This is a genomic window from Epilithonimonas mollis, assembly GCF_900142325.1.
Classification (GTDB): domain Bacteria; phylum Bacteroidota; class Bacteroidia; order Flavobacteriales; family Weeksellaceae; genus Epilithonimonas; species Epilithonimonas mollis.
Genome location: NZ_FRAM01000001.1, coordinates 705,640 through 730,254 on the forward strand (window position 1 = coordinate 705,640; position 24,615 = coordinate 730,254).

The following is a 24,615-nucleotide window of genomic DNA, read 5'->3' on the forward strand; positions in this document are numbered from 1 at the left end:
GTTTTAATTAATTGTTAACCCGCTATAATGCCGATTATTACTACATTTACACTTAATTAAGAAAAGGGTGTCTAAGTTAAATAAAATTTTCCTGATAATCTCTATTTTTTTTGCAATAATCCAGATTAATGCACAGATTTTTAGTTGGAAAAACCCTAATATTCCTCAGGATTCGCTTAAAAAGGACAGCATCATTATTTCGAAGATCAACCAGGATTTTTTCACAAAAGACACACTGGATTTTATCAAAAAGCAGAATCGGGTAATCTACGATGAGGAAGTTTTGGTAAAAAATGACAAAAAAAGAATCCTTGGAGAACTCAATTCCAAAGGTTCCATCATCAGGGGAATCACTTTTGGCAACAATCAGGGATCATCAGTGCAGAGCTCTATGGACATGCAGATCTCCGGAAAGCTGAGTCCTGACGTTTCTATTCTTGCTTCCATTTCGGATCATAATCTTCCGGTTCAGGCAGACGGTTATACGCAGACTTTGCAGGAATTTGATAAAATTTATCTTCAGCTTAATATCAAAAACCACAGCATTATCCGGGCAGGACATCTCGATCTGAATGATGAAACCACTTATTTTGGCCGTTACCAGAGAAGAAGCATGGGCTTGCAGTTTCTCACCACCTGGGAAAAGAACGGCAACAAAACTTCTGTAGATGTTTCCGGAGGTGTTGCGAGGAGTGAGTTTTTCCGCATGCGTTTTCAGGGAATCGAAGGGAATCAAGGCCCATACCGACTGACAGGAAAGAACGGCGAATTGTTCATCACTATTATTTCCGGTTCAGAACAGGTTTATATTGACGGGATACTGATGAAACGGGGCGAAAATCAGGATTATACCATTAATTACAATACCGGGGAAATCACATTTACCAGTTTCCGACCAATTTATAAACAGAATTTCATCAATGTTTCTTATAATTATACCAACCGAAACTACACCAGATTTCTGATCACAGGAAACATAAAACATCAGCGCGAAAGGCTGAAAGCAGGATTCGGCTGGTTTATGGAAAATGACAACAAAAACGCACCACTTTCCCTGAATCTTAGTGAAGAAGACCAGCAAACTTTGGTACAGGCAGGAAACAATCCGAATGCGATGTTTGCCCCATCGGGCGTGGAAACAGATTATGATGTCAATAAAATCCTGTACAAAAGAATCTTCACAGGAGAGACTTTTCATTATGAATTTTCCACTGATCAGACTCAAAAATTATATCAGGTTGCCTTTACTTATTTCGGGAGCGGAAAAGGCGATTACCAACTGCAGCAATCTACCAATAACGGGCGCGTCTTCCAGTATGTCGGTGCAGGAGCAGGCGATTATATGGCTGTCCGCAAGTTACCGGCGCCAGAGAAATCACAAGTTTATTCAGCCAATGTTGAATACGCTTTGAATGAAGGTATTGTCGGAACAGATGTCTCAATGAGCAATTATGACATCAACACATTTTCTTCAAAAGATAATAAGCAGAATATCGGTTATGCTGCAAGAATCTATGCCAATAAGACGTTCAGAAAAAATACCTGGACCGGAACACCAATGCTGGAATACCAGGTCATTCAAAAGAATTTTCATATCCTGGACAGAATTAACAATGTGGACTTCTGGAGGGATTTCAACCTGAGTAATGAGTTTAGCCAGATCACGCAAAACCGGTTCATATTCTCTTTTCTGAATGATTTTAACAAAACTTCAAAAATCAATTACAAGCTGAATTATCTCGAAGAAACCGACACTTATAAAGGCATCAAAAATGATGTCGAGGCCATCTGGAAAATCGGAAAATTCGAAAATCTTGCAGCAGTTTCCTATCTGGACACCAAATCGACAGACCTGAACACAACGTTTATCCGTGCGGCTGTTTCCACAGAACTATCCGGTAAAAAAGGAAGCTGGATGATCGGCGGTTCCATGGAGCATAATGAGAAAAAATACAACATTAACCAGATCCTGGACATGACGAGTTTTAGCTGGAAAGAGTTCTTCATTCAGAAAAAAATTGCAGACTCCGCAAGAACAAAGTTACTGGCAAAAGTATATTTCCGAAGTAACGATTCGGTGCAGGATAATCGTCTCCAGAAAATGAACAACATTCTCGGGATCATGGCAGAAAGCCAGATTATCAAAACCGAAAAGACCCAGTTGTCAACACTGGCTCATTACCGGAAATTCTTTTACGAGAATCAAACCTTTGCAACTGATCAGAATCAGGATTTCGTCGTCGGCAATGTTCTTTATAATCAGCAGCTGTTCCGAAACGGAATGCGGCTTCAGCTTTTCTACGAGCTTGGGAATGGCCAGGAAGCGCAACGTGAATTTCAATACATCAAAGTGACCGATGGACAAGGTGTTTACAAATGGACGGATTATAACAATGATGGCGTACAGCAATTAGACGAATTCGAGGTGGCAGAATATGTAGATCTGGCGCAATACATCAGAGTTTACACCAACAGTGTCAATTACCTGGCTTCAAATAAAAACAAAGCACAGATCGCTTTATTTGTCAATCCATCGGTCATCATCAGTTCTGAGAATGCTTTTCTGAAACGATGGAATTTTAACTTATCTCTTCTTTCACAGAATTCCTATCTAAAAGGTAATAAGGTTCTCGTGTGGAATCCTTTTGAGCGACAAAGCGATCAGCTGTTGAGAACACAGAATATACTGGCGTCCGCTTTATTTAATTCCAATGACAAATCCGGATGGAACGGGAGTTACCGATATACCGACAATGATAATCTCGTGAATGCCAACTTCAGTAATGAGCAGCATTCTCAGAAATCCCACTTCATGAACGTCGGCTATTCTTTCACAAAAACGTTTCGGACAGACTGGGAAAATACTTTTCAGAATGTTGCTAACAGCTCGCAGGTTTATAATTCCAGAAACTACCTTCTCCAAAACTGGGAAACCAAGCCGAAAGCGACTTATAAACTGACCGAGACGCTGCAAACCGAACTGTTCGGGGCGCTTCGTCAGAAAAAAAGAACCGATGGCGAGGAAATTTTGAAAACCTATGAAATCTCCGGAACCCTCCAGTGGGAAAGACAAAAAACATCCGTAAGAGCCAATTTTTCTCTCATCAATAATGATTTCACTGGTAACAATTACAGCATTGTTGGCAACCAGATGCTGGAAGGCCTGAAACCCGGGAAAAACCAAGTCTGGACTTTATACATTCAACAAGCGATAAACTCGTTTATTCAGCTTAATGTGAATTATGAAGGTAGAAATTCCGGCGACAGAACCATTCACATTGGAAGTATGCAAATCCGAGCAAGCTTTTAAGTTTGATAAATTATATTTCAGTTTTTAATTTCAGATACATTCCGGGGGTACAACCTACTTCTTCTTTGAAGGTACTTTGAAATGATGATCTCGAGGAAAAGCCAGCTTTGTTACCTATTGCATCTAATGTTAATGATTCTAAAAGTCCATCTTCGATTAGCTTTTTTGCATATTCAACTCGTAATTCTGAGCGTAATTTTGTGAGTTTGATTTTCAATATGCTATTAAAACAATAATAAAGATGATGTTTGGGCACATTCATTGACCTCGAGAGTTCTTCCATCGAAAAATCAGGATTCAGGAATATTTCACTCTCTTTGATGTAAACCAAAATAGATTCTGACAATTCTATAAATCTTGGATCTACATCTTCGTTTGAGGTTTCTTTCTCGCTGGTATTTTTTCTATCAGTAGTAAAGTCGTTGGGTTGTAGAAAGAATGTTTTTTCATCTTCATTGATTTGTGGGATTCCGTAGAGTAATTCAGGGAAAACAAGTAAGCTGGCAGGTATCATTAATAAGCAAATCCCAACGATATTCATAGGTGTACTATTTAACAACAGCTGTAAATCAGGATGAGGTTCTCTTAAAAACAAATAAGAAATTACCGCAAAACTAACCACTGCGAAAAGTATTATTGCTAAAAAACAGGAAAGCCATACCAGCATTCTATGCGTTTGTTTTTCATAAATACTATTATTTTTTTTTGCTTTTTGATAAAAATGATACAACATCGCCAGTGAAGAAACAGTATAAATACAAAGCAATGTTGGTCTTGCAATCATATTTACAATATTAGGATAAAGCCCTACTGTAAATGTTCGGGCAACCATCGCATCCTTTACAAGCCTCTCCGCAAGAGCTAGCTTGTATGAAAAAGGGGTGAGAACATAAGGTATGATGCTAATGGAATTAATCAATGCCGGTATTAAATGAAGCAAATCTTTCTTGGTTAGCTTCCCGTTATCAAACAAGGTTCCTCTAACGTAGAAATAGAGCAGTGGCCCAACCAAAAAACCAATTGGTGCATTGTTATTATAAAAAACGGCTAACAAGAACACATCTTTATTAATCAACAGAACGTAATGAATCAGAGAATAAAGTGCAAATACAAAGATAAATCCGGATAGAAAAATAGTATTCTTATTGACATTCCAATTACGATATGCCATCAAGACTGCCAGAAAAATAGTGAGTATGGAAATGTAAGGATGCATTTAATCTCTTTTTTAAACACCTAAAACTAAATTATAAATAATTATAAATTTTTATGCTTGGCAAAATTAATAATTATGGTGAAAGAAAATGTGATTCTTATAAAACAAGCAAGCACTCATGAACCCAAAACAGTTCAAAATCCGATTTTGTTTACCAAAATCTTCGTTTTTGGACAATGTTCCCAATCCTCAAAACACCTTCTGTAAAGGACTTTCCTAATTTTGTACCCAGAATTTTAAAAGTCTAAATCTATGAAAACAAAACTATTCCTTTTGCCCACCTTTACTTTGCCTTTGTCTGGTAAGCCGGGCAAGAAATCCTGACACAACATCATTAAACCTTTCAGAACCGTCCAAAGGCAGTTACATCGTGATTCTAGAAAAACAAAGAAGAAAAAAATTCAAAAAGCTAAATTTATCAAGAACTAATGCCATGCTAAAACTAATTCAAATTTTAAATACACTTCTCTTGATTTAAAATATTGAATATCAAATCATAATAAAAATAATTCCGACTATATAATTTAAATTTTAATCAATTCAAAATGAAAAAACGCAACTTATTATTCATCTTTTTATTTCTTGGCTTCAAGATATGTTTTGCAACCCAGGATCTGCATTTTTCGAAAACCTATGCTGCTACAGATAATTTCATCACGCAATGGGATCTGAGCAAAGGAGGAAGCAGTGCTTCCGGAGGGCTTATCTCGCTTTCTTTTGGTGTAACCGTAGCCGGAGCAGTTAACTATAGTTGGAAAACGACTGATAACACAAAAAGCGGAACTGGAACTATTCCCGCTGCTGCTACGACTGTAACCATCACTAATTTGCCTGCAAACAAAATCGTCGAGCTAATTATAGAACCTGCTAATTTCAGAAGAATTAATATCAATGGCGGGACAGAAAAAGCACGCCTAACGGATATAACCCAATGGGGTAAAGTAGCCTGGAGCAGTATGGAAAATGCTTTTCGCGGCTGTAGTAATCTTAATATATCTGCTCAGGACCTACCCAATCTTACTAATGTACTCAGTACCTCTTATATGTTTTCATACTGTGCTCTGAAAAACCCTTCCAATATTGACAACTGGGATATGTCCAACGTGACGGATATGTCCTATATGTTCAGTGGCGCTTCATCTTTTAATCAGAATATTGGAAGTTGGAATGTAGGAAATGTTAAAAATATGTCTTATATGTTCACCGGAGCGTCAGCTTTTAATCAGAATATTAATAATTGGAACGTTGGGAATGTAACTAATATGTCAGGTATGTTCCAATCGGCTAAGATCTTTAATCAAGACATCAGTAGTTGGAATGTCGGTAACGTTACAAATATGTCTACGGTGTTTTTCGGAGCTTTAAGTTTTAATCAGGATATAGGGAATTGGAATGTAATGAACGTAACAGATATGTCTAGTATGTTCACTGGAGCTTCAGCTTTTAATCAGAATATTGGGAATTGGGATGTTGGAAAGGTAACAAGTATGTCATCTATGTTCCAGGGGGCAACTACTTTTAATCGGAACATAAGCAGTTGGAACGTTGGGAATGTTAAGAATATGTCTAATATGTTCTTAGGAGCTTCAGCTTTTAATCAGAATATAGGAAATTGGGATGTTGGAAAGGTAACAAATATGTCATCTATGTTCCAAGGAGCAACTGCTTTTAATCAAAATTTAGGTAGTTGGGAGCTAAATAATGCAGTTGAATTTCCTAATATGCTTTTGGGTTCCGGCATGGATTGTACATATTACTCTGCAACACTAATTGGCTGGGCAGAAAATGCCAATACACCATCAGGCAGAAAATTGGGCGCATCGGGAAGAACTTATGGTACCAATGCCGCAGTAGCAAGGAATACCCTTGTTAGCACAAAAGGCTGGACTATCAGCGGAGACTCCGCAGGAAGCAGTGCATGCGAGATGCAAACCTTATCCATGCATACTAGCAATAAAAGTCAGATATTAGTTTATAAAAATGATTCGGATTTTGTTATTAAAAGTGACCGATTGGTAAACAAGGTTCAGATTTTTGACCTCTCCGGACGTATGCTGCAGGAAGTCAATGGCTATTCCAAAGAAACCAAAATAAACCACAAGAATCTTGCAAGCAGCATCTATCTGATGAAAATCTACACAGAAAGTGAAGTAATAAATAAAAAAGTGATTAAGTAAGATAAGCTTTATTCACTTAACTAATGGTTTTAGATAAAAAAACATGTCCAGAATTATCGTGTATAAGTCAGTCAAATTAAATTGTAATAACAACATCACGCTGAAAACCAACATTATCGTAAAGAAAATTCAAACTGCAAAGAGCCTAGTACAAGCATCATCCCAATTATTTTTCCCAAACCGTAAAGGGAGGAATTTGGATCAGTAATTTTTATCACAGGTTCTAAAAATTATCAAGAATATAGAAACACAATTTTTAGATATTTTATTCTTTAATCTAAAGACCTTTCAGAGAAACATGAAAGGTCTTTGCTTATAAGCTATCTATTCTATTGTTTATTATTCAAACCCAATTTTATTTATAACTGTTTGATTAATAATTGTTTAATAATCGTTTTTCATCCATCAACACTATCCGATAAAATAGTTCGGAAAGTAATTCTGACAATAGATAAACCCCATAAAATTAACTAAAGGAACATTTAATATAACCTTCCTGATTACTACAAGGGACAAGACAAACGAATAAAAATTTATGAGGCTAATTTTAAAAATATCAAAAGTTAAGTTATTCTTAAACAGATTAATACGGACTTAATATATCAATTTCTAACTTAAAATAATTCAGAATTCTCTTAAATACTTACTGTCTAAAAAAATAACAGGTTGATTTAAAATCAAGACCATTAAACAGGTATTTGACATATATACAATATCGTTCTGAAAATTATTTTATGCGTAGTTTGCTGTGTGAAAAGTAAAAAAAACAAACAAAGTGATAGAAAATTGAAGCTATACAATGGCCAAAAAGCATTGCTTATTCATTTTCTTTCTTGTTCTTTATAAACCTATAAAAAACTAGAATCCTACAATCCATTCCTACTCCATTCGCTCCAGCTTCCAACATAAAGATTAGGAATATCGAAGCCTGCATAATCCAAAGCTAACAGGGAATGACACGCTGTCACGCCGCTTCCGCAATGGAACGTAATTTTATTTTTGTCGTAATCTTCAAATAATTCTGAGTAAAGATTTCTAAGAGCTTCACGCGATTTGAACAATCCATTTTCGTCCAGATTATCAATGAAGGGAAAATTTTTGGCATTCGGGATATGTCCTGCAACCAAATCAATCGGTTCAGTGATTCCCTGATAACGCGGAGCTTCCCGAACATCCACAATCACAGCGTCCGAATCCTGAGTCGCTTTCTTGACATCAACCATCCGGATTTGTGGTAATTGCCAATCCTCATAATCTGAAATATATTCAGTTCCAGGATAAGAATCATCCAGAGAGCTTAATGGATAATTTTGATTTTCCGCAAATTGCAAACCGCCATTCAGGACCTGAACATTATTATGTCCAACCGCTCTCAACATCCACCAGAATCTGGCAGCAGCATTGGCTCCGTTTTTGTCATCATAAATCACAACTCGAGAATCTTTATTAATTCCTAACCGACCTAACGTTTTTATGAAATTTTCAAACTTCGGGAGCGGATGCCTTCCACCATTTTTAGGATGACCAATGGCTGCCAGGTCAGAATTCAAATCAACAAAAACGGCATTTTCCAGGTGCTTCTTCTGATAATCGCTCTTTGCAACCGGTCCGGTTCTGACATCAAAAATTCTGAGATTCGGATTTCCTGCTATGATAAGAAGTTCATCGACTTCGATGATTGGCGACTGGTTTTGCATATTATGATATTTTTAAAAAATTTATTGGAATTCTTTTTGATTCTCAATCCCAAATTTAATTAGATTTGCGAATCAAGAAAAGTAAAAATGAAACTATGACAGAAAAAATTCTCATTACAGGCGCATTAGGGCAAATCGGAACGGAGTTAACCGTTAGATTATCAGAAATCTACGGTAAAGAAAATGTGATTGCCTCCGGTCTGGACAAGTGGAAAGAAGGCATCACTGAAGCCGGTTATTACGAAAGACTGGATGTTACTAATTTTCAAGCCGTTACAGATATCATTAAAGAGCACAACATCACCACAGTTTACCATTTGGCTTCCCTGTTATCAGGAACTTCCGAAAAACAACCGCTTTTTGCCTGGAAACTGAATCTAGATCCATTGATCCATCTTTGTGAACTGGCAAAAGAAGGCACACTGAAAAAGATTTTCTGGCCAAGTTCTATCGCCGTTTTTGGGAAAGGAATTCCGAAAGAAAATGTGGGACAAGAAGTCGTTTTGAATCCGACAACGGTGTACGGAATTTCCAAAATGGCGGGCGAAAAATGGTGCGAATATTACTTTGAAAAATACGGTGTTGATATTAGAAGCATCCGTTATCCCGGTCTCATTTCCTGGAAAGCACCAGCCGGTGGAGGGACTACGGATTATGCTGTCGAGATATTTTATGAAGCTGTAGAAAAGGGAAAATACACAAGCTTCATCAGTGAAAATACTGCTATGCCGATGTTGTATATGGATGATGCCATTGACGCGACTATCAAACTGATGACAGCACCAAAAGAACAGGTAAAAATACGTTACTCATATAACCTGGGAGGAATGAGTTTTACACCCAAAGAACTGGCTGCCGAAATACAAAAAACCATACCGGATTTTGAGATAAAATATGAGCCGGATTTTCGTCAGGCAATTGCAGACTCCTGGCCGGCAAGCATCGATGATTCTGCTGCAAAACAGGACTGGGGACTAGATTATAAATTTGACATTTCCTCCATGTCGATAGATATGATAAATAACTTAAGAAAGAAATTAGGCAAATAGCAAAATCTCAATTATTGATTTAAATAAATAATATTTTAACATCTGATTATAAATTAATTACAAATAAAATATAAATTTTAGTTTAAGTGGTTTTATTAACTTTCAACATAGCATTTCCGGAATATAAAATACTGAATAATAAAAATATATCAGAAACGGAATTGATTAAATCTATCGAAGAAAAAGCCGAAACAATTCTGCTCCTGCTGGAACTCCATGAGTTCAAAGCGACTTTCTTTGTTGAAATCTCTATAGTTGACAAGCTTCAAAACATAATCAAAAAGATCGCTTTTGAAAGACACGAAATAGCACTTTACAACGTCAGTTCTACGTCAGAAAATATAGAAAAAATGAAGCTAAATCTGGAGCAGTTTTTGGAGAAACCAATCCGTGGAATTAGACAGAAATACCATCAGATTTCTTACTCAGAAATCAAGAATCTCGACTTTACCTACGTCTCCAATATCGAGGAATCACGGCTTAATTTTCTATGGCGAAAACTGACTTCAAAAACTGAAATTCATACCGAAAATAATCTAACCATCGTTCCGGAAAGTCAGTCGCCCTACTCACAACTTCCGTTCAATGATTATGTCTTTCAGGTCACACCAATGAAATATTATGAGAGTATGCTTTTGGAGAGTCTGAAGAATAATGAGTACGTGATGATCTACGTCAATGCATGGCAATTTTTTAACCGAAAAGAGTCACCATTTGACTTGCCGTTTTACAAAAAGATAAATACCGGTCGGATATTTGAAGACCGTCTTGAACAGCTATTTCAATTCATCGATGAGAATGAAATAGCTGTATCAAGAATGAAGGATTACTTATTCTAATAATTTTGATAAACTCCCAATTTCAATTTTCAGATTCAGCAAACAACAAAATCTATTTTTGAATAATTGATAATAGCTTTTCATTAATCTCAGAACACAGGAAGTATATAGCGACCATATAGAAACCACATGACTACCCTCATTATTAAAAAGTCAACAAAAAGCAATTATTATTATCTACACGGAAAAGAGGTCTAACGTAGCTCAAAAACGGTAATCTCCGGCAATACCCCTACCCTACCAGGATATCCAATAACACCAAAACCACGGTTAACATAAAGATATTTATCTCCGCTTTGGTAAAGGTCTGCCCACTTAGGATATTTATACTTCACAGGCGACCATCTGAAGTTCTTCAGATCGATTCCGAACTGCATTCCGTGTGTGTGTCCGGAAAGCGTCAATTGAATATCTTTTGAATGATTTTTTACGATGGCGTCAAAATGTGACGGATCGTGCGACATCAGTATTTTACAGGCATCTACGGGTATGTTATGAGTTGCTTTATCCAGATCTCCGAATTGCGGAAAAGGTGCGATCCCCCAGTTTTCTACACCAATTATGTACAATTTTTCGCCGTTTTTTTCAATAATCCTGTGTTCATTCCTCAGCATTTCAAAGCCTGCTTTTCTTTCGTTTTCTATCAGTTTGGGAACATTATTTTTCCTGTCATCAATCGATTTCCAGACACCATATTCGCCATAATCATGATTACCCAGAACGGCAAATTTTCCATCTCTGCTTTTTATCTGTGAAAACAAATCTATGAAAGGCACAAACTCATCCGCATAGTTGTTCACCATATCACCTGTAAAAAGGATCAAATCTGCATTTTGCTGGTTTATCAGATCAATAGCATGCTGGAGATGCTTCGGATTCTGAAAACTTCCGCTGTGAACATCAGAAATCTGAACAATTTTATAACCTTTGAAACTTTCGGGCAGGTTTTTCAGTTTTAATCTTACAATTCTTGCCCTGTGACGGTACTTTCCAAATATGATCCCATCCAGAACTACTGCTGCCAAAACAGCAGCCGAACCCAACCCTACAAGACTGATAAACTTCCTTCTAGAAGGATAGATATGAGTGTCTGTTGCCACATAATTGTAACCGAAATTCAGAAACCTGATAATATCTTCAATCAAAAGAAAAACGGCGACCAAAATCTTCGGCAAAACAAAAATCAAAATGACTGAAAAGACGATCTGGAAATTCAGATATTTGTGAGAAGCTCTGTTGAAAGTAACTACAGAATAGATCAGGAATGCATAAATCAGAACCGTTGGAACCCAATATATCAGCCTTGCATTCTGACTTGTATAAACGGTTTTAAAAGCCTGATAAACATAAGCTTCCAACAATAGAAAAACACCCAGAACGAATAAAATATTTTTTTGCATGTACTAATGATATAAAACAACAAAAGGAATAAAAACTCATTCCTTTTGCATTATAGACGTGTAAAACTGAACTTTACTTTAATTCAGGAAATATATTAAATTTTCCCTTCCGGAAACTTATAAACAACACAATTGATATTCATCCCGGCGCCGACTGATGTAAACAAAATGTGAGAACCCGGCGTAAACTGCTGACCGTCTAATTTCCCTTTTCTGATCAGGTCAAATAAAGTCGGAACCGTTGCTACGGATGAGTTTCCTAATTCCTGAATCGTCATCGGAGAGATCGCGTGATCGTATTCTTTTTGTCCATATAATTTGAAAAGCCTTCCAATCATGGCGTAATCCATTTTTGCATTAGCCTGATGAATCAGAATTTTACTAATGTCAGAAATATCAAGATTTGCTTTTTCGATGGTAGCTTTTATCGCATCAGGAACATTTTTCAGAGCATATTCGTAGATTTTACGGCCTCTCATTCTGATGTATAACTTACTTTGGTCAGATTCCAGATTCAATGAAGGAGCATTTTCCAAGTAACAAAGTTCTTCGCCATTATCACAAAGTGTATTATCCGCTATCACACCAATTGTTGTATCATCTGTGGCAGTTACAACAACCGCACCGGCTCCATCTGCGAAAATCATTTTATTCCTGTCGAAAGGGTCGGTAACTCTACTCAACGTCTCACCACCCACAACCAAAACAGTTTTTGCTTTCCCTGCTTTTATCATTGTATCCGCAAGAATCAGTGATTCTACCCAACCTGGGCATCCGAAAATCATATCATAATTGACACAATCTCTTCTTTTTATACCTAATTTACCTTTTAGTCTTGCGGAAAGAGACGGCATAAAATTTGGGACACCATCGGTATCCACCTCCCCAAAATTGGTTGCATAGATGATGTAGTCAATCTCTTCTTTATCAATCCCGGCATCTGCAATAGCCGCCAAAGAAGCCCTGTGACCAATATCGGAATTAAAATCCTCCGGATTGATATATCTTCTTCTTTCGATTTCTGTAATATCAACAAACTTCCCGATGATCTCTTCAGTCGGCTTCTCAATCAATTGATTATTATCATCATAGAAAATCGAGTCCTTGAAATGAGAACCTTCTATTACGTTTTCCGGGATATAACTACCGGAGCCAATGATTATTGTATTAGGCATTGATTTAAAAAAAATTTGACTGCAAAATTACGTAAAAATTAATTGACAAATTTTATTCTTTAAGATTTCTTTAAGAAATTTATATTCTTCACCTGACAATTGTTAGAAAAAACCAATAAACACTAATGGATTCACATATCCTGACAAAATAATTAACTGCGATTTGAAATTCTTTATGGAATGTCTATTTTTGACAAATGTTTGAATTCCAAACCATACAGAAACCAGTTGAAGATATTTTGCTTAAAGAAAAAGGAAGCAAGTTCATTGGTTTCGCTTATCCCGTTGATTCTGAGTCTGATATCAAAGATTCATTAAATCAATTAAAATCACTTCATCCAAAAGCAACGCATCATTGTTATGCTTACAGATTAGGAATCCATGGCGAAAACCATCGTGCTAATGACGACGGCGAACCTTCCGGAAGCGCAGGTTTACCAATTTACAACCAACTGCTCGCTCATCAGATTACGAATGTTTTAGTGGTTGTCATACGATATTATGGAGGAACGAAATTAGGCGTCGGCGGTTTGGTAAAAGCATATAAAGAATCGGCGAAATATACTTTGGAAGTGGCAGAAATCATCACAAAAGAATTAGAATCTAAAATCGAGCTGAAATTCAAATTCTCTCAGCAAAATCAAATTTTCACATTACTTAATAAATATGATGCGAAAATACTTGACTTCGATGCCCAGGAAATCTGTATTATCCAAGCCAATATCAAAAGATCTAAAAAAGAAAGCATCTCAGACGAATTGTCCGAAATGCTTCTTGAATTTAATTTTATATAAGTTGTAAAGTTCTACAACATTTACATGTATAATGTAAAGTTAATCTCTTCTTCCCATTAAAAGTGACGCAAAATACATCAGTTGCGCTAATGAGCCCAAAGCTGCAACAACATAAGTTCTGGCAGCCCATTTCAAGGAATCTTCTGCACCTGTATATTCTTCTGATGTTACTGTTCCTGTAGTTTTTAGCCATTTCAATGCACGGTTACTTGCATCATATTCTACCGGCAATGTTACAAATGCAAACAATGTTGTAATTGCGAATAGTACAACACCTATGGCTAAAACCGTTTTATTGCCACTCATTGCCATCACAACAATACCGCCCATCAAAACAAACTGTAAAAGATTGGAGCTGATACTGACAACCGGAACCATCTTCGATCTCAGCTGTAACATGGAATAACCAACAGCGTGCTGAACTGCGTGACCACATTCGTGAGCCGCAACTGCAGCAGCCGCAGCATTTCTTTGCATATAAACAGCTTCTGAAAGATTAACGGTTTTTGTCTCTGGGTTATAATGGTCGGATAAATGTCCCGGAACGGAAACCACTTGCACATCGGTAATTCCGTTATCTCTCAACATTTTTTCCGCAATTTCTTTTCCCGAAAGGCCGTTTCTAAGATGGACTTTGGAATAATATTCGAATTTTGATTTTAATCTGGAAGAAACAATCCAGCTGATCAACATCGAAATTCCAATAATTAAATAATAACCTGTCATTTTTTATAAATATTATTATGATTTTAAGGAAAAACTATGCCAAAGCATTGCTTTTTTTAACGTAAAAACTATCTTTGTCTTATTGATTAGCAAGAATATGGAAAACATCATTATAAAGCAAGTGGTAACACAGAATGACCTGATAAAATTCATAAAATTCCCGATGGAATTGTACAAAAACAACCCGAATTTTGTTCCGCCACTGATCAGTGATGAAAAAAACATCTGGAACAAAGAAGAGAATCCGGCTTTACTCTATTCAGTTGCTAAACAATTTCTCGCTTATAAAAATGATAAGATCGTCGGTAGAATTGCTGTGATGATCAACAATAAAGAAGCCGCGGAATTGGGTGTCAGAAAAGTAAGATTCGGGTGGATTGATTTTATTGATGACAAGGAAGTTTCCAAAGCTTTGATTAATGAAGCTATCAAATTCGCAAAGGACAATCAAATCGAAAAGATAGAGGGCCCGATGGGATTTACAAATCTTGACAAAGCCGGAATGCTGATTTTCGGGTTTGATAAACTGGCTACAATGATTGGTATTTATAATTTTGATTATTATCCGGAACATCTTGAAAAATTAGGTCTGGTCAAAGAAAAAGAATGGGTAGAATTCGAATTGCAGTTTCCTGATGTTTTGCCGGAAAAAGTGGAGAAATTCAGTTCTCTGATTGCTCAGAAATACAAACTGAGAACATTGAAATTCAATAACAAAAAAGAGGTTCTTCCGTATGTTGAACCGATGTTCAAATTATTGGACGAAACTTACAAATCGCTTTCGACATACACTCCAATTTCCGACGAGCAAATCAAATCTTATAAAGAAAAATATTTCAGTTTCATCGATAAAGACTACATCACTTGCATTGCGGATGAAAAAGACCAATTAGTGGCTTTTGCGATTACAATGCCTTCATATTCCAAAGCTTTGCAGAAAGCCAAAGGTAAACTTTTTCCTTTTGCCTGGTGGCATTTCTTACAAGCCGGAAAGAAAAACGACAGAGCGAATTTTTATTTAATAGGAATACATCCGGAATATCAAAGACGAGGCGTAACATCAATGATTTTCAAAGCCATTCAGATGAATCTGAAAGACAAAGGCATTAAGTTTCTTGAAACCAATCCGGAACTGGAAGAAAACAAAAACGTTCAGGTTCTTTGGCAGGATTATAATCCGGTCAATCACAAGCGAAGAAGAACTTATTCTTTAGATATTATTGATTAATTCAGCTAAACAATTGTTTAACTAAATTTATATTTGCATTCTATATTTATCTTTTAAAATCAACTATAATTGAAAAAGCAACTTTACATCTACGCGGGCCTTATCATCTTGTTCGTCGCTTATAATTTTTACAAGCCTGTCAAAGATGACAGAACAGATGCTGTGATCAACATCTTGTTTGCCAGCACCTTATTTCTATACATTGCTTACATCGCTTATCTTGTCCTGAAAAAAATCGGGAAGAAACAAAAATAAACCTTATTTATAATTATTCTAAATTTAACAAAACAGACTTTTGTCGGCTTTACATAAGGCCGATAATTTAATATATTAAATCTTTATTTAGTATTTTTGCATAGTTAAATTTAGACTTTATGAATTTACCTGAAAATTATATCCCGATACTGATTCAAGCTGCAGTTGGTCTTGGATTCGTAGCCATCTCTTTGCTTGGTGCTCATTTCCTGGGGCCAAAGCAGAAAAAAGGGAATTCTGTAAAAAACTCAAGCTGGGAATGCGGTATACCTGTAGAAGGGAATGCCAGAACACCATTTTCAATCAAATATTTCTTGACTGCGGTATTGTTCGTGTTGTTCGATATCGAAATTGTATTTTTCTATCCTTATGCTGTCAACTTTAGAGAATTCGGTATGCAGGGCTTTTTAGCAGTTCTGACATTCGTTGCTATTTTCTTTGTGGCATTTTTCTATGTTTGGAAACGCGGCGCATTGGATTGGGATAAGTAAATAAAAATCATTAGAAATTTTAAATGCAGAATTTTAAATTGAAGTTAACATTAACAATAATTTAGAGTCTAAGCATTTATAATTTAAAATCACTAAAAATGTCAGATAAAAAACAAGTAATAATAACAGATGCGCCAGCTCCGGAAGGATTCGAAGGAGAAGGATTTTTCGCAACGAAACTTAGCAGTGTTATCGGAATGGCGAGAAAGTTCTCGCTTTGGCCGTTACCATTCGCTACATCTTGTTGTGGTATTGAATTTATGGCTACATTGAACCCAACATACGATGCATCAAGATTTGGAATGGAAAGAAACTCTTTCTCACCCAGACAGGCAGATATGCTGATGGTTTGTGGAACTATTTCCAAGAAATTAGGTCCTGTTTTGAAAGAAGTTTACACCCAGATGGCTGAGCCAAAGTGGGTTGTTGCTGTTGGAGCATGCGCTTCCAGCGGCGGTATTTTCGATACTTATTCAGTTTTGCAGGGAATTGACAAAATCATTCCTGTTGACGTTTATGTTCCGGGATGTCCGCCAAGGCCAGAGCAGATTATCGAAGGGGTAATGCAGGTGCAGGCACTTTGTGAGAGTGAAAGCCTCAGAAGAAGAGACACGCCGGAATATCAGGCACTTTTGGATTCTTATAACATTAGCAATTAAAATTCGATTATTGAATTTTTAATTTTTAATTTAATTATGACGAACGAATTTGTATTAGAAGCTATAACCAGAGAATTTCCGGATTCTGTGATTTCCAGTTCAGAACCTTACGGAATGCTGACAATTGAAATCAAAAAAGATGATATCAAAAAAGTAATTCACTATCTGAAAGATTCCACTTTGGAATTTATTTTTCTGACAGACATCTGCGGAATTCATTATCCTGAGACACCTGAAAAAGAAATCGGTGTAGTGTATCACCTGCATAATCTGATGGCTAATTTCAGGTTGCGTCTGAAAATCTTTATGTCAAGAGAAAACATAGAGGTCGATTCTCTGGTAGAATTGTATGCGGGTGCTAACTGGATGGAAAGAGAAACTTTTGATTTTTATGGTATAAAATTTAAAGGTCATCCGGATCTGAGACCAATCCTTAATATGGAAGATCTCGGATACCATCCAATGCTCAAGGAGTATCGATTGGAAGACGGCACAAGAACTGACAAGAACGATGCAATGTTCGGAAGATAGGACAAATTTGAAATTGCGAAATCTCAAACTTCAAATCTCAAATCTGCAATCATTATATTATGAAAGACAACTCATTATCCAATATACTTAACCAATACGACAGCAAGGAACAGATCGACGGACAGCTCTACACGTTGAATCTTGGACCTACGCACCCTGCAACGCACGGGATTTTCCAGAACGTTCTTACAATGGACGGAGAAAGGATTCTTCACGCAGAGCAAACGGTTGGTTATATCCACAGAGCTTTTGAGAAAATTTCTGAAAGAAGAAATTTCGCTCAGATTACGACACTTACCGACCGTATGAATTACTGTTCTGCACCTATCAATAACATCGGCTGGCATATGACAGTTGAAAAACTGATTGGTGTCAAAGTTCCAAAACGTGTCGATTATATGCGTGTCATCCTGATGGAATTGGCGAGAATCGGAGACCATTTGATTTGTAACGGTGTAACCGGAATGGATGCCGGGGCCATTACAGGATTGACTTATATGTTCATCGAAAGAGAGCGTATCTACGACATGTATGAGCAAATCTGTGGTGCAAGGATGACAACCAATATGGGAAGAATCGGCGGTTTCGAAAGAGATTTCACACCGAAGTTCCACGAATTATTAAAAGACTTCTTAAAAACTTTCCCTGAGAGATTTGCAGAATTCGGTCAATTGTTGGAGAGAAACAGAATATTTATGGACAGAACGATTGGCGCAGGCGCAATTTCAGCTGAAAGAGCTTTGAGCTATGGTTTCACAGGTCCAAACTTACGTGCAGCTGGTGTTGACTATGATGTGAGAGTAGCACAACCTTATTCTTCTTATGAAGATTTTGATTTCATCATTCCTGTCGGAACTTCCGGAGATACTTACGACCGTTTTATGGTTCGTCAGCAGGAGATTTGGGAATCTGTTAAGATCATAAAACAAGCATACGAAAATCTACCGGGAGGTCCTTTCCATGCAGACGTTCCTGAGTTTTATCTTCCCGAAAAAGCGGACGTTTATCAAAAAATGGAAGCTTTGATTTACCATTTCAAAATCGTAATGGGAGAGACGGATGTTCCTAAAGGTGAAGTTTACCATGCAGTAGAAGGCGGAAACGGAGAGTTAGGTTTCTATCTTGTAAGTGATGGCGGAAGAACACCTTACAGACTTCATTTCAGAAGACCTTGTTTTATCTATTACCAGGCTTACCCTGAGATGATTACCGGCGCTGTAATATCTGACGCTATTGTAACAATGTGCAGTATGAATATTATTGCGGGAGAATTAGACGCATAATAACAAAGACAACAAGAAAAAAGATGAAAGATAAAAGACTTTCATTTCAAAAATAAAAATTGAATTTAGAATACAGAACTGCGAGTCTTGACTCTTTGTTCTTGATTCTTTAATCTTAAATAAAATGAGCGAAACAATTGCTTTTAAACCTGAAAGCTTAGCACAGGTTCATAAAATTATCGCAAGATATCCGGAAGGAAGACAAAAGTCTGCTCTTATTCCTGTTTTGCATATAGCACAGAAAGAATTCGATGGTTGGTTGGCAGTTCCAGTTATGGATTACGTGGCTGAACTGTTGAGCATAACACCAATTGAAGTATATGAAGTCGCCACTTTCTATACGATGTTCAATATGAAGCCAGTCGGAAAATATGTTTTGGAAGTTTGCAGAACCGGGCCTTGTATGCTGAACGGAAGTGAAAAAATTCTGGATCACATCCGCACAAAACTGAATATCAAAGACGGAGGAACTTCTGAAGATGGCTTATTCACTTTGAAGCCTGCTGAATGTCTAGGCGCTTGTGGATATGCACCAATGATGCAGTTGGGCAAATTCTTTCACGAAAATTTAACAATAGAAAAAGTGGACGAAATCCTTGATCTTTGCAGACAAGGAGCAATCGCTTTAGATTAATATTAAAGAAAATGAGTAAAAAACTTTTACTTAAAAATGCACATATAGAGGGAATCCGTTACTTCGAGACATACCGTAAACACGGCGGTTACGAAGCAGCGGAGAAAGCGCTTAAAATGTCGACCGATGAAGTTCTGGAAGAAGTTAAAGTTTCCGGACTAAGAGGAAGAGGTGGCGCTGGTTTCCCTACAGGAATGAAGTGGAGTTTCTTGGCAAAACCGGAAGGTGTTCCAAGACACCTGGTTGTGAATGCAGATGAATCTGAACCAGGAACTTTCAAGGACAGATATCTCATGGAATTTCTTCCGCATCTTCTGATTGAAGGAATGTTGATTTCTTCTTACTGTTTAGGTTCCAATGTTTCCTATATCTACATCCGTGGAGAATATTCCTGGATTCCGGATATTTTGGAAGAAGCAATCGAAGAAGCAAAAGCTGCAGGATTTCTTGGAAAAAATATCTTAGGAACGGGCTATGATTTGGAGATTTATGTTCAGAGAGGCGCTGGTGCTTACATTTGTGGTGAGGAAACGGCTCTTCTGGAATCTCTTGAAGGAAGAAGAGGAAACCCAAGACTTAAACCACCTTTTCCAGCTGTGAAAGGACTTTGGGAAAGACCAACGGTTGTGAACAATGTTGAATCTATTGCAGCCGTTGTTCCAATCATCGAAATCGGTGGTGCTGAATATGCTAAAATTGGCGTTGGCAGATCGACCGGAACCAAATTAATTTCAGCTTGTGGAAATATCAATAAACCAGGCGTTTATGAAATCGATATGACTATTACGGTTGAGGAATTTATTTATTCTGATGAATATTGTGGCGGAATCCCGAATGGTAAAAAGCTGAAAGCTTGTATCCCTGGAGGAAGTTCTGTGCCGATTGTGCCAGCAAACTTATTATTGAAGACCATCAATGGCGAACCAAGATATATGAATTATGAATCCCTTGCTGATGGTGGTTTTGCTACCGGAACAATGATGGGTTCAGGTGGATTTATTGTTTTGGATGAAGACCAATGTGTGGTGAATCATACAATGACTTTAGCCAGATTCTACAACCACGAAAGTTGCGGACAATGTACACCTTGCCGTGAAGGAACGGGTTGGATGTACAAAATCCTAAAAAAAATAGAAAAAGGAGAAGGTAAAATGGAAGATATCGATTTGCTTTGGGACATACAGAGAAAAATCGAAGGTAATACCATTTGTCCTTTGGGAGATGCTGCTGCCTGGCCTGTTGCTGCTGCTATCAGACACTTCAGAGACGAGTTTGAATGGCACGTCAACAATCCTGAACTATGCCTGACACAAAATTACGGAATCGCCAACTATGCTGACCCAATACCGGCAGTGGCTAACAATTAAGACTAGAATTTGAGTTTTCAAATTCACCAAGATAATGAAGAAGTTCTTTGAATTAGTTTTTGTATTTTTTGTTGGAATAACAACTGTATTCGGGCAAAATCAGGAAATTAAAATTGATAATAATAACACATCTACTTTCAAAAAAGGAACAATGTTCGTTTTTTGGGGTTGGAACAGAGCGGGATTCAGTAAGTCTGATATCCGTTTCGAAGGAAATGGTTATGATTTTACGCTGAATAATGTTGTAGCGCATGACAGACCATCTCCATTAAATTTGGATTATATTAATCCGGCGGAAGTCTCAGCACCACAGTTCAACTTCAGATTTGCTTATTTCTTAAAGGATAATTTGGCATTGGTAGTGTCACAAGACCATATGAAATATGTGATGGACCAAAATCAAATTGCTGATTTCAGCGGACACATTTCTGACCCGGCTTATGCAGGAATGGTTCAGAATGGTCAGGTTAATTTATCAGATGAGCAGTTTCTGACATTCGAACATACTGATGGACTGAATTATGTCAATGCAGGTCTTGAAAAATACAAGAACATATTATCCAAAAAGAATTTCGATATTTTTTGGGCTTACGGTGCAGGTGCCGGTATATTGATGCCTAAAAGTAACGTAAAACTTTTTGGAAATGAAAGAAGTGACAGATACCACTTGGCAGGATTTGGATTGGATGTAAGAACCAATATCAATTTTGTTTTTTGGGATCACATAATGGGGAGAGTAGAAGGAAAATTTGGTTATATCAACATGCCGGATATCAAAACCACTCTTAATAATAAGCCTGATAAAGCCAGTCAGGATTTTGTATTCTACCAGGTTAATTTTGGTGTTGGATACGTATTTAATAGAAAAATAAAGAATTAAAAATAAGACTATTTGCTAATGCATATTAAACAGATATGAGTCAAGAATTCAAAAAATTAAATTTAATCCTATTTTTATTATTTTCAGCAACAGTTTATTCTCAGAAATCAACTCTTGAGATGAAAGTTATAGGAAAAATAGTAGATGATAAATTAAAAATTGAATTAAAAAATATATCTGAAGATACATTAATAGTTTTAGGAAATCTATATCTTGATTCTAGAGTTTATTTAGGATTAAAAAAATCAGGATTAGATTATACTTATATAAAAGATTGTAAAGAAGAGAATACGGTAATAACTACTCAAATGGCACAGCGTCCACATAACTTTGGAGAATTTGATGAAAAAGTAATCATCTTGGCTCCCAATACTAGCCAAGATATTACTGTTTGGTTTGTGGGCGGAGAAAGAGTTTGTAGAAATTTTGAAAAAAATAAGCTAAAAATTACATATAAAGTAGAATTGAATGATGATTTTTCTAAAATTTACGAAACAGAAAAAAGTAATTTTAGTAAAAAAATAAACGATTTTGAAAAACAATTTTCTACTTTAAAATCCAAATCAAGTGAAAATGATTTGAATAAGCTTTCAAATTTAATTGATGATTTAATTAGAAGAAAAAAAATAATTGAAGGATTCGAAAATTTAAAAAAAATGGCATCTCAAAATATTGAAGCCGAAACTGAATATATTCAATTTTAAATAATTAAAAGAAGCATAAAGCAAATTGCCTAAAGCTAAATGATATGAGCGAAGAAGTCAAAAAATTTAAAATTACCATAGATGGACAAACTACCGAAGTTTTACCTGGCACTTCTATTCTGGAAGCTGCAAGACAAATCGGTGGAAAATCTGTTCCTCCTGCAATGTGCTATTACAGCAAGCTGGAAACCAGTGGTGGCCGTTGCAGAACATGCCTTGTAGAAGTTTCCAAAGGTTCTGAAGCAGATCCACGTCCAATGCCTAAATTGGTGGCAAGCTGCAGAACCGGTGTTATGGACGGCATGGAAGTGAAAAACCTGACATCCGAAAAAGCACAGGAAGGCAGAAAAGCAGTTACGGAATTTCTTTTGGTAAATCACCCTTTGGATTGTCCTATATGTGATCAGGCCGGAGAATGTCATCTTCAGGATCTTGGTTACGAACATGGTGTAGCCAATACAAGAACGGAATTCGAAAGGAATACTTATGATGCGGATGACATAGGTCCATATATCAAACTGAATATGAACCGTTGCATCCTTTGTGCAAGATGTGTATTGGCAGCCAATCAGCTGACTGAAAAAAGAGAACACGGAATTCTTTACCGAGGTGATCACGCTGAGATATCAACAATGTTGAACAAAGCTTTGGATAATGATTTCATCGGAAACGTTATCGATGTTTGTCCTGTTGGGGCTTTAACTGACAGAACAGCGAGATTTGAAAGCAGAGTCTGGTTTACAAAACCTTACAACGCTACTTGCAAATGTGACAAATGTTCCGGAAAAGCCGTACTTTGGATGAAAGGTGATGAAGTAATAAGAGTGACTGCAAGAAAAGATCAATATGGTGAAGTTGAAGACTGGATCTGCAACGAGTGCCGTTTTGAAAGAAAAGATGTTAAGTATTGGAACATCGAAGGTCCGAGACATATCGACAGACATTCTGTAATCTCTCTTAACCATTATGAGAAAAAAACAGACAGCTATAACGTTTTGGAAAATACTGAAGCAAAAGAAATTGGCTTAAAAGACGAAAAGGAAATTGAAAAATTAGATAACGAAACGATTTAATTCATTAATTATCTAATTAAATTCAAATAAAAATTATGGAATTAATTACATTCAAAATCATATTGGTACTCGCCTTGTTTTTGCTGGCACTGACGATTGCAGCATATTCTACCTGGGCGGAAAGAAAAGTCGCTGCTGTAATGCAGGACAGAATCGGCCCCAGCAAAGCTGGACCTTTCGGATTGCTTCAGCCACTTGCTGATGGTGGAAAATTTTTCTTTAAGGAAGATTTTACACCCGCAAATGCAGAGAGGTTTCTTTTCATTTTAGGACCATCTTTAGTCATGTTTATTTCCCTGATTACCGGAGCGGTAATTCCTTGGGGAAAAACACTTAATATCGGTGGAACTTCTTTTGACCTGCAGGTTGCCAACATCGATGTTGGTGTCCTCTACATCATCGGGATGGCTTCTATCGGCGTGTACGGAATCATGATCGGAGGATGGGCTTCTAATAATAAGTATTCTTTGATCGGTGCGATCCGTGCTTCTTCCCAGATGATCTCCTATGAGCTGGCAATGGGATTGGCACTTCTTTCCATCATTATGATGAATGGAAGCCTTGACCTGAAAGTAATTACAGAAACTCAGGCTACCGGAAAACTCTGGGGACTGATAGAACTGGACGGATTCAACTGGAATATCTTCTATCAGCCGTTGGCATTTTTGATTTTCATCATTGCGGCATTGGCAGAAACAAACAGACATCCTTTTGACTTACCGGAATGCGAATCTGAACTGGTAACAGGATATTCTACAGAATACTCATCAATGAAATTAGGTTTATACATGTTTGGCGAATATGTTAACATGTTCATTTCTAATGCTTTTATGGTTGCATTATTCTTCGGAGGCTACAACTACCCTGGAATTGAATGGGTTACTCAGAACTGGGGAGAAAATGCAGCAGGTATCCTGAGCATCGTGGCATTCCTTACAAAAACCGTAATCGGGATTCTGATTTTTATGTGGATCAGATGGACATTGCCAAGATTCAGGTACGATCAATTGATGCATTTGGGATGGAAAACCTTGATTCCATTAGCATTGATAAACCTTATGGTAACAGGTGCTTTGATTTTAGCATTTGGAAATTAAAAATTGAATTTAAAAATTAAGATACAGGCA

Annotated in this window: 22 protein-coding genes; 17 read left to right on the forward strand and 5 right to left on the reverse strand. The window is 36.9% G+C overall.

What is annotated here, in order from left to right; all coding sequences use genetic code 11:
* Window positions 1-67 precede the first annotated feature (67 nt).
* Window positions 68-3,310, forward strand: coding sequence for a hypothetical protein (locus tag BUA97_RS03160; protein ID WP_394332921.1), 3,243 nt, complete (start codon window positions 68-70; stop codon window positions 3,308-3,310).
* Between the two features lie 10 nt (window positions 3,311-3,320).
* Here the strand turns inward: BUA97_RS03160 and BUA97_RS03165 are convergent, their stop codons facing one another.
* Window positions 3,321-4,526 carry a helix-turn-helix domain-containing protein gene (locus BUA97_RS03165; RefSeq protein ID WP_072996396.1) on the reverse strand — a complete coding sequence of 402 codons (1,206 nt, stop codon included), beginning with the start codon at window positions 4,524-4,526 and terminating at the stop codon, window positions 3,321-3,323.
* Between the two features lie 545 nt (window positions 4,527-5,071).
* Between BUA97_RS03165 and BUA97_RS03170 the strand changes: the two genes are divergently transcribed.
* A complete protein-coding gene (locus BUA97_RS03170; RefSeq protein ID WP_072996397.1) occupies window positions 5,072-6,703 on the forward strand; it encodes a BspA family leucine-rich repeat surface protein in 1,632 nt (543 codons plus the stop codon).
* A gap of 866 nt (window positions 6,704-7,569) precedes the next feature.
* On the opposite strand, the gene BUA97_RS03175 is transcribed toward BUA97_RS03170, so the two are convergent.
* Window positions 7,570-8,400: a sulfurtransferase gene (locus tag BUA97_RS03175; protein WP_072996398.1), complete on the reverse strand. Its 831-nt coding sequence runs from the start codon at window positions 8,398-8,400 to the stop codon at window positions 7,570-7,572.
* 95 nt (window positions 8,401-8,495) lie between these two features.
* On the opposite strand from BUA97_RS03175, the gene BUA97_RS03180 reads away from it, so the two are divergent.
* Window positions 8,496-9,449 carry an NAD-dependent epimerase/dehydratase family protein gene (locus BUA97_RS03180; protein ID WP_072996399.1) on the forward strand — a complete coding sequence of 318 codons (954 nt, stop codon included), beginning with the start codon at window positions 8,496-8,498 and terminating at the stop codon, window positions 9,447-9,449.
* A gap of 86 nt (window positions 9,450-9,535) precedes the next feature.
* Window positions 9,536-10,288, forward strand: coding sequence for a polysaccharide deacetylase family protein (locus tag BUA97_RS03185; RefSeq protein WP_072996400.1), 753 nt, complete (start codon window positions 9,536-9,538; stop codon window positions 10,286-10,288).
* Window positions 10,289-10,482: 194 nt separating this feature from the next.
* On the opposite strand, the gene BUA97_RS03190 is transcribed toward BUA97_RS03185, so the two are convergent.
* Both BUA97_RS03190 and BUA97_RS03195 read right to left on the reverse strand, forming a co-directional pair.
* Window positions 10,483-11,688, reverse strand: coding sequence for a metallophosphoesterase (locus BUA97_RS03190; protein ID WP_072996401.1), 1,206 nt, complete (start codon window positions 11,686-11,688; stop codon window positions 10,483-10,485).
* 95 nt (window positions 11,689-11,783) lie between these two features.
* Window positions 11,784-12,863: a 3-oxoacyl-ACP synthase III family protein gene (locus BUA97_RS03195; RefSeq protein ID WP_072996402.1), complete on the reverse strand. Its 1,080-nt coding sequence runs from the start codon at window positions 12,861-12,863 to the stop codon at window positions 11,784-11,786.
* 197 nt (window positions 12,864-13,060) lie between these two features.
* Here BUA97_RS03195 and BUA97_RS03200 point away from each other — a divergent pair, with 197 nt between their 5' ends.
* Window positions 13,061-13,657 carry an IMPACT family protein gene (locus BUA97_RS03200; RefSeq protein ID WP_072996403.1) on the forward strand — a complete coding sequence of 199 codons (597 nt, stop codon included), beginning with the start codon at window positions 13,061-13,063 and terminating at the stop codon, window positions 13,655-13,657.
* A gap of 39 nt (window positions 13,658-13,696) precedes the next feature.
* Here the strand turns inward: BUA97_RS03200 and BUA97_RS03205 are convergent, their stop codons facing one another.
* Window positions 13,697-14,383, reverse strand: coding sequence for a zinc metallopeptidase (locus tag BUA97_RS03205; protein ID WP_072996404.1), 687 nt, complete (start codon window positions 14,381-14,383; stop codon window positions 13,697-13,699).
* 97 nt (window positions 14,384-14,480) lie between these two features.
* Here BUA97_RS03205 and BUA97_RS03210 point away from each other — a divergent pair, with 97 nt between their 5' ends.
* The 12 genes from BUA97_RS03210 (at window position 14,481) to nuoH (ending at window position 24,585) form a co-directional block, all read left to right on the forward strand.
* Window positions 14,481-15,611, forward strand: coding sequence for a GNAT family N-acetyltransferase (locus tag BUA97_RS03210; RefSeq protein WP_072996405.1), 1,131 nt, complete (start codon window positions 14,481-14,483; stop codon window positions 15,609-15,611).
* A gap of 69 nt (window positions 15,612-15,680) precedes the next feature.
* Window positions 15,681-15,866, forward strand: coding sequence for a hypothetical protein (locus BUA97_RS03215; RefSeq protein ID WP_072996406.1), 186 nt, complete (start codon window positions 15,681-15,683; stop codon window positions 15,864-15,866).
* Window positions 15,867-15,985: 119 nt separating this feature from the next.
* Window positions 15,986-16,357, forward strand: coding sequence for an NADH-quinone oxidoreductase subunit A (locus BUA97_RS03220; RefSeq protein WP_072996407.1), 372 nt, complete (start codon window positions 15,986-15,988; stop codon window positions 16,355-16,357).
* A gap of 98 nt (window positions 16,358-16,455) precedes the next feature.
* Entirely contained in the window at window positions 16,456-17,016 is a 561-nt protein-coding gene (locus tag BUA97_RS03225; RefSeq protein ID WP_072996408.1) for an NADH-quinone oxidoreductase subunit B, read from the forward strand.
* Between the two features lie 36 nt (window positions 17,017-17,052).
* Entirely contained in the window at window positions 17,053-17,547 is a 495-nt protein-coding gene (locus tag BUA97_RS03230; protein ID WP_072996409.1) for an NADH-quinone oxidoreductase subunit C, read from the forward strand.
* Window positions 17,548-17,606: 59 nt separating this feature from the next.
* A complete protein-coding gene (locus BUA97_RS03235; protein ID WP_072996410.1) occupies window positions 17,607-18,830 on the forward strand; it encodes an NADH-quinone oxidoreductase subunit D in 1,224 nt (407 codons plus the stop codon).
* A 124-nt stretch (window positions 18,831-18,954) separates the two neighbouring features.
* Window positions 18,955-19,464 (forward strand): NADH-quinone oxidoreductase subunit NuoE family protein, encoded by a 510-nt coding sequence (locus tag BUA97_RS03240; protein WP_072996411.1) that lies wholly within the window; start codon window positions 18,955-18,957, stop codon window positions 19,462-19,464.
* An 11-nt stretch (window positions 19,465-19,475) separates the two neighbouring features.
* A complete protein-coding gene (gene nuoF, locus BUA97_RS03245; protein ID WP_072996412.1) occupies window positions 19,476-20,831 on the forward strand; it encodes an NADH-quinone oxidoreductase subunit NuoF in 1,356 nt (451 codons plus the stop codon).
* A gap of 34 nt (window positions 20,832-20,865) precedes the next feature.
* Entirely contained in the window at window positions 20,866-21,711 is an 846-nt protein-coding gene (locus tag BUA97_RS03250) for a hypothetical protein (protein WP_072996413.1), read from the forward strand.
* Between the two features lie 35 nt (window positions 21,712-21,746).
* A complete protein-coding gene (locus tag BUA97_RS03255; protein WP_072996414.1) occupies window positions 21,747-22,415 on the forward strand; it encodes a hypothetical protein in 669 nt (222 codons plus the stop codon).
* Window positions 22,416-22,459: 44 nt separating this feature from the next.
* A complete protein-coding gene (locus BUA97_RS03260) occupies window positions 22,460-23,488 on the forward strand; it encodes a 2Fe-2S iron-sulfur cluster-binding protein (RefSeq protein ID WP_072996415.1) in 1,029 nt (342 codons plus the stop codon).
* Between the two features lie 35 nt (window positions 23,489-23,523).
* Window positions 23,524-24,585 (forward strand): NADH-quinone oxidoreductase subunit NuoH, encoded by a 1,062-nt coding sequence (gene nuoH / locus BUA97_RS03265; RefSeq protein WP_072996416.1) that lies wholly within the window; start codon window positions 23,524-23,526, stop codon window positions 24,583-24,585.
* The last annotated feature ends 30 nt before the right edge of the window (window positions 24,586-24,615 follow it).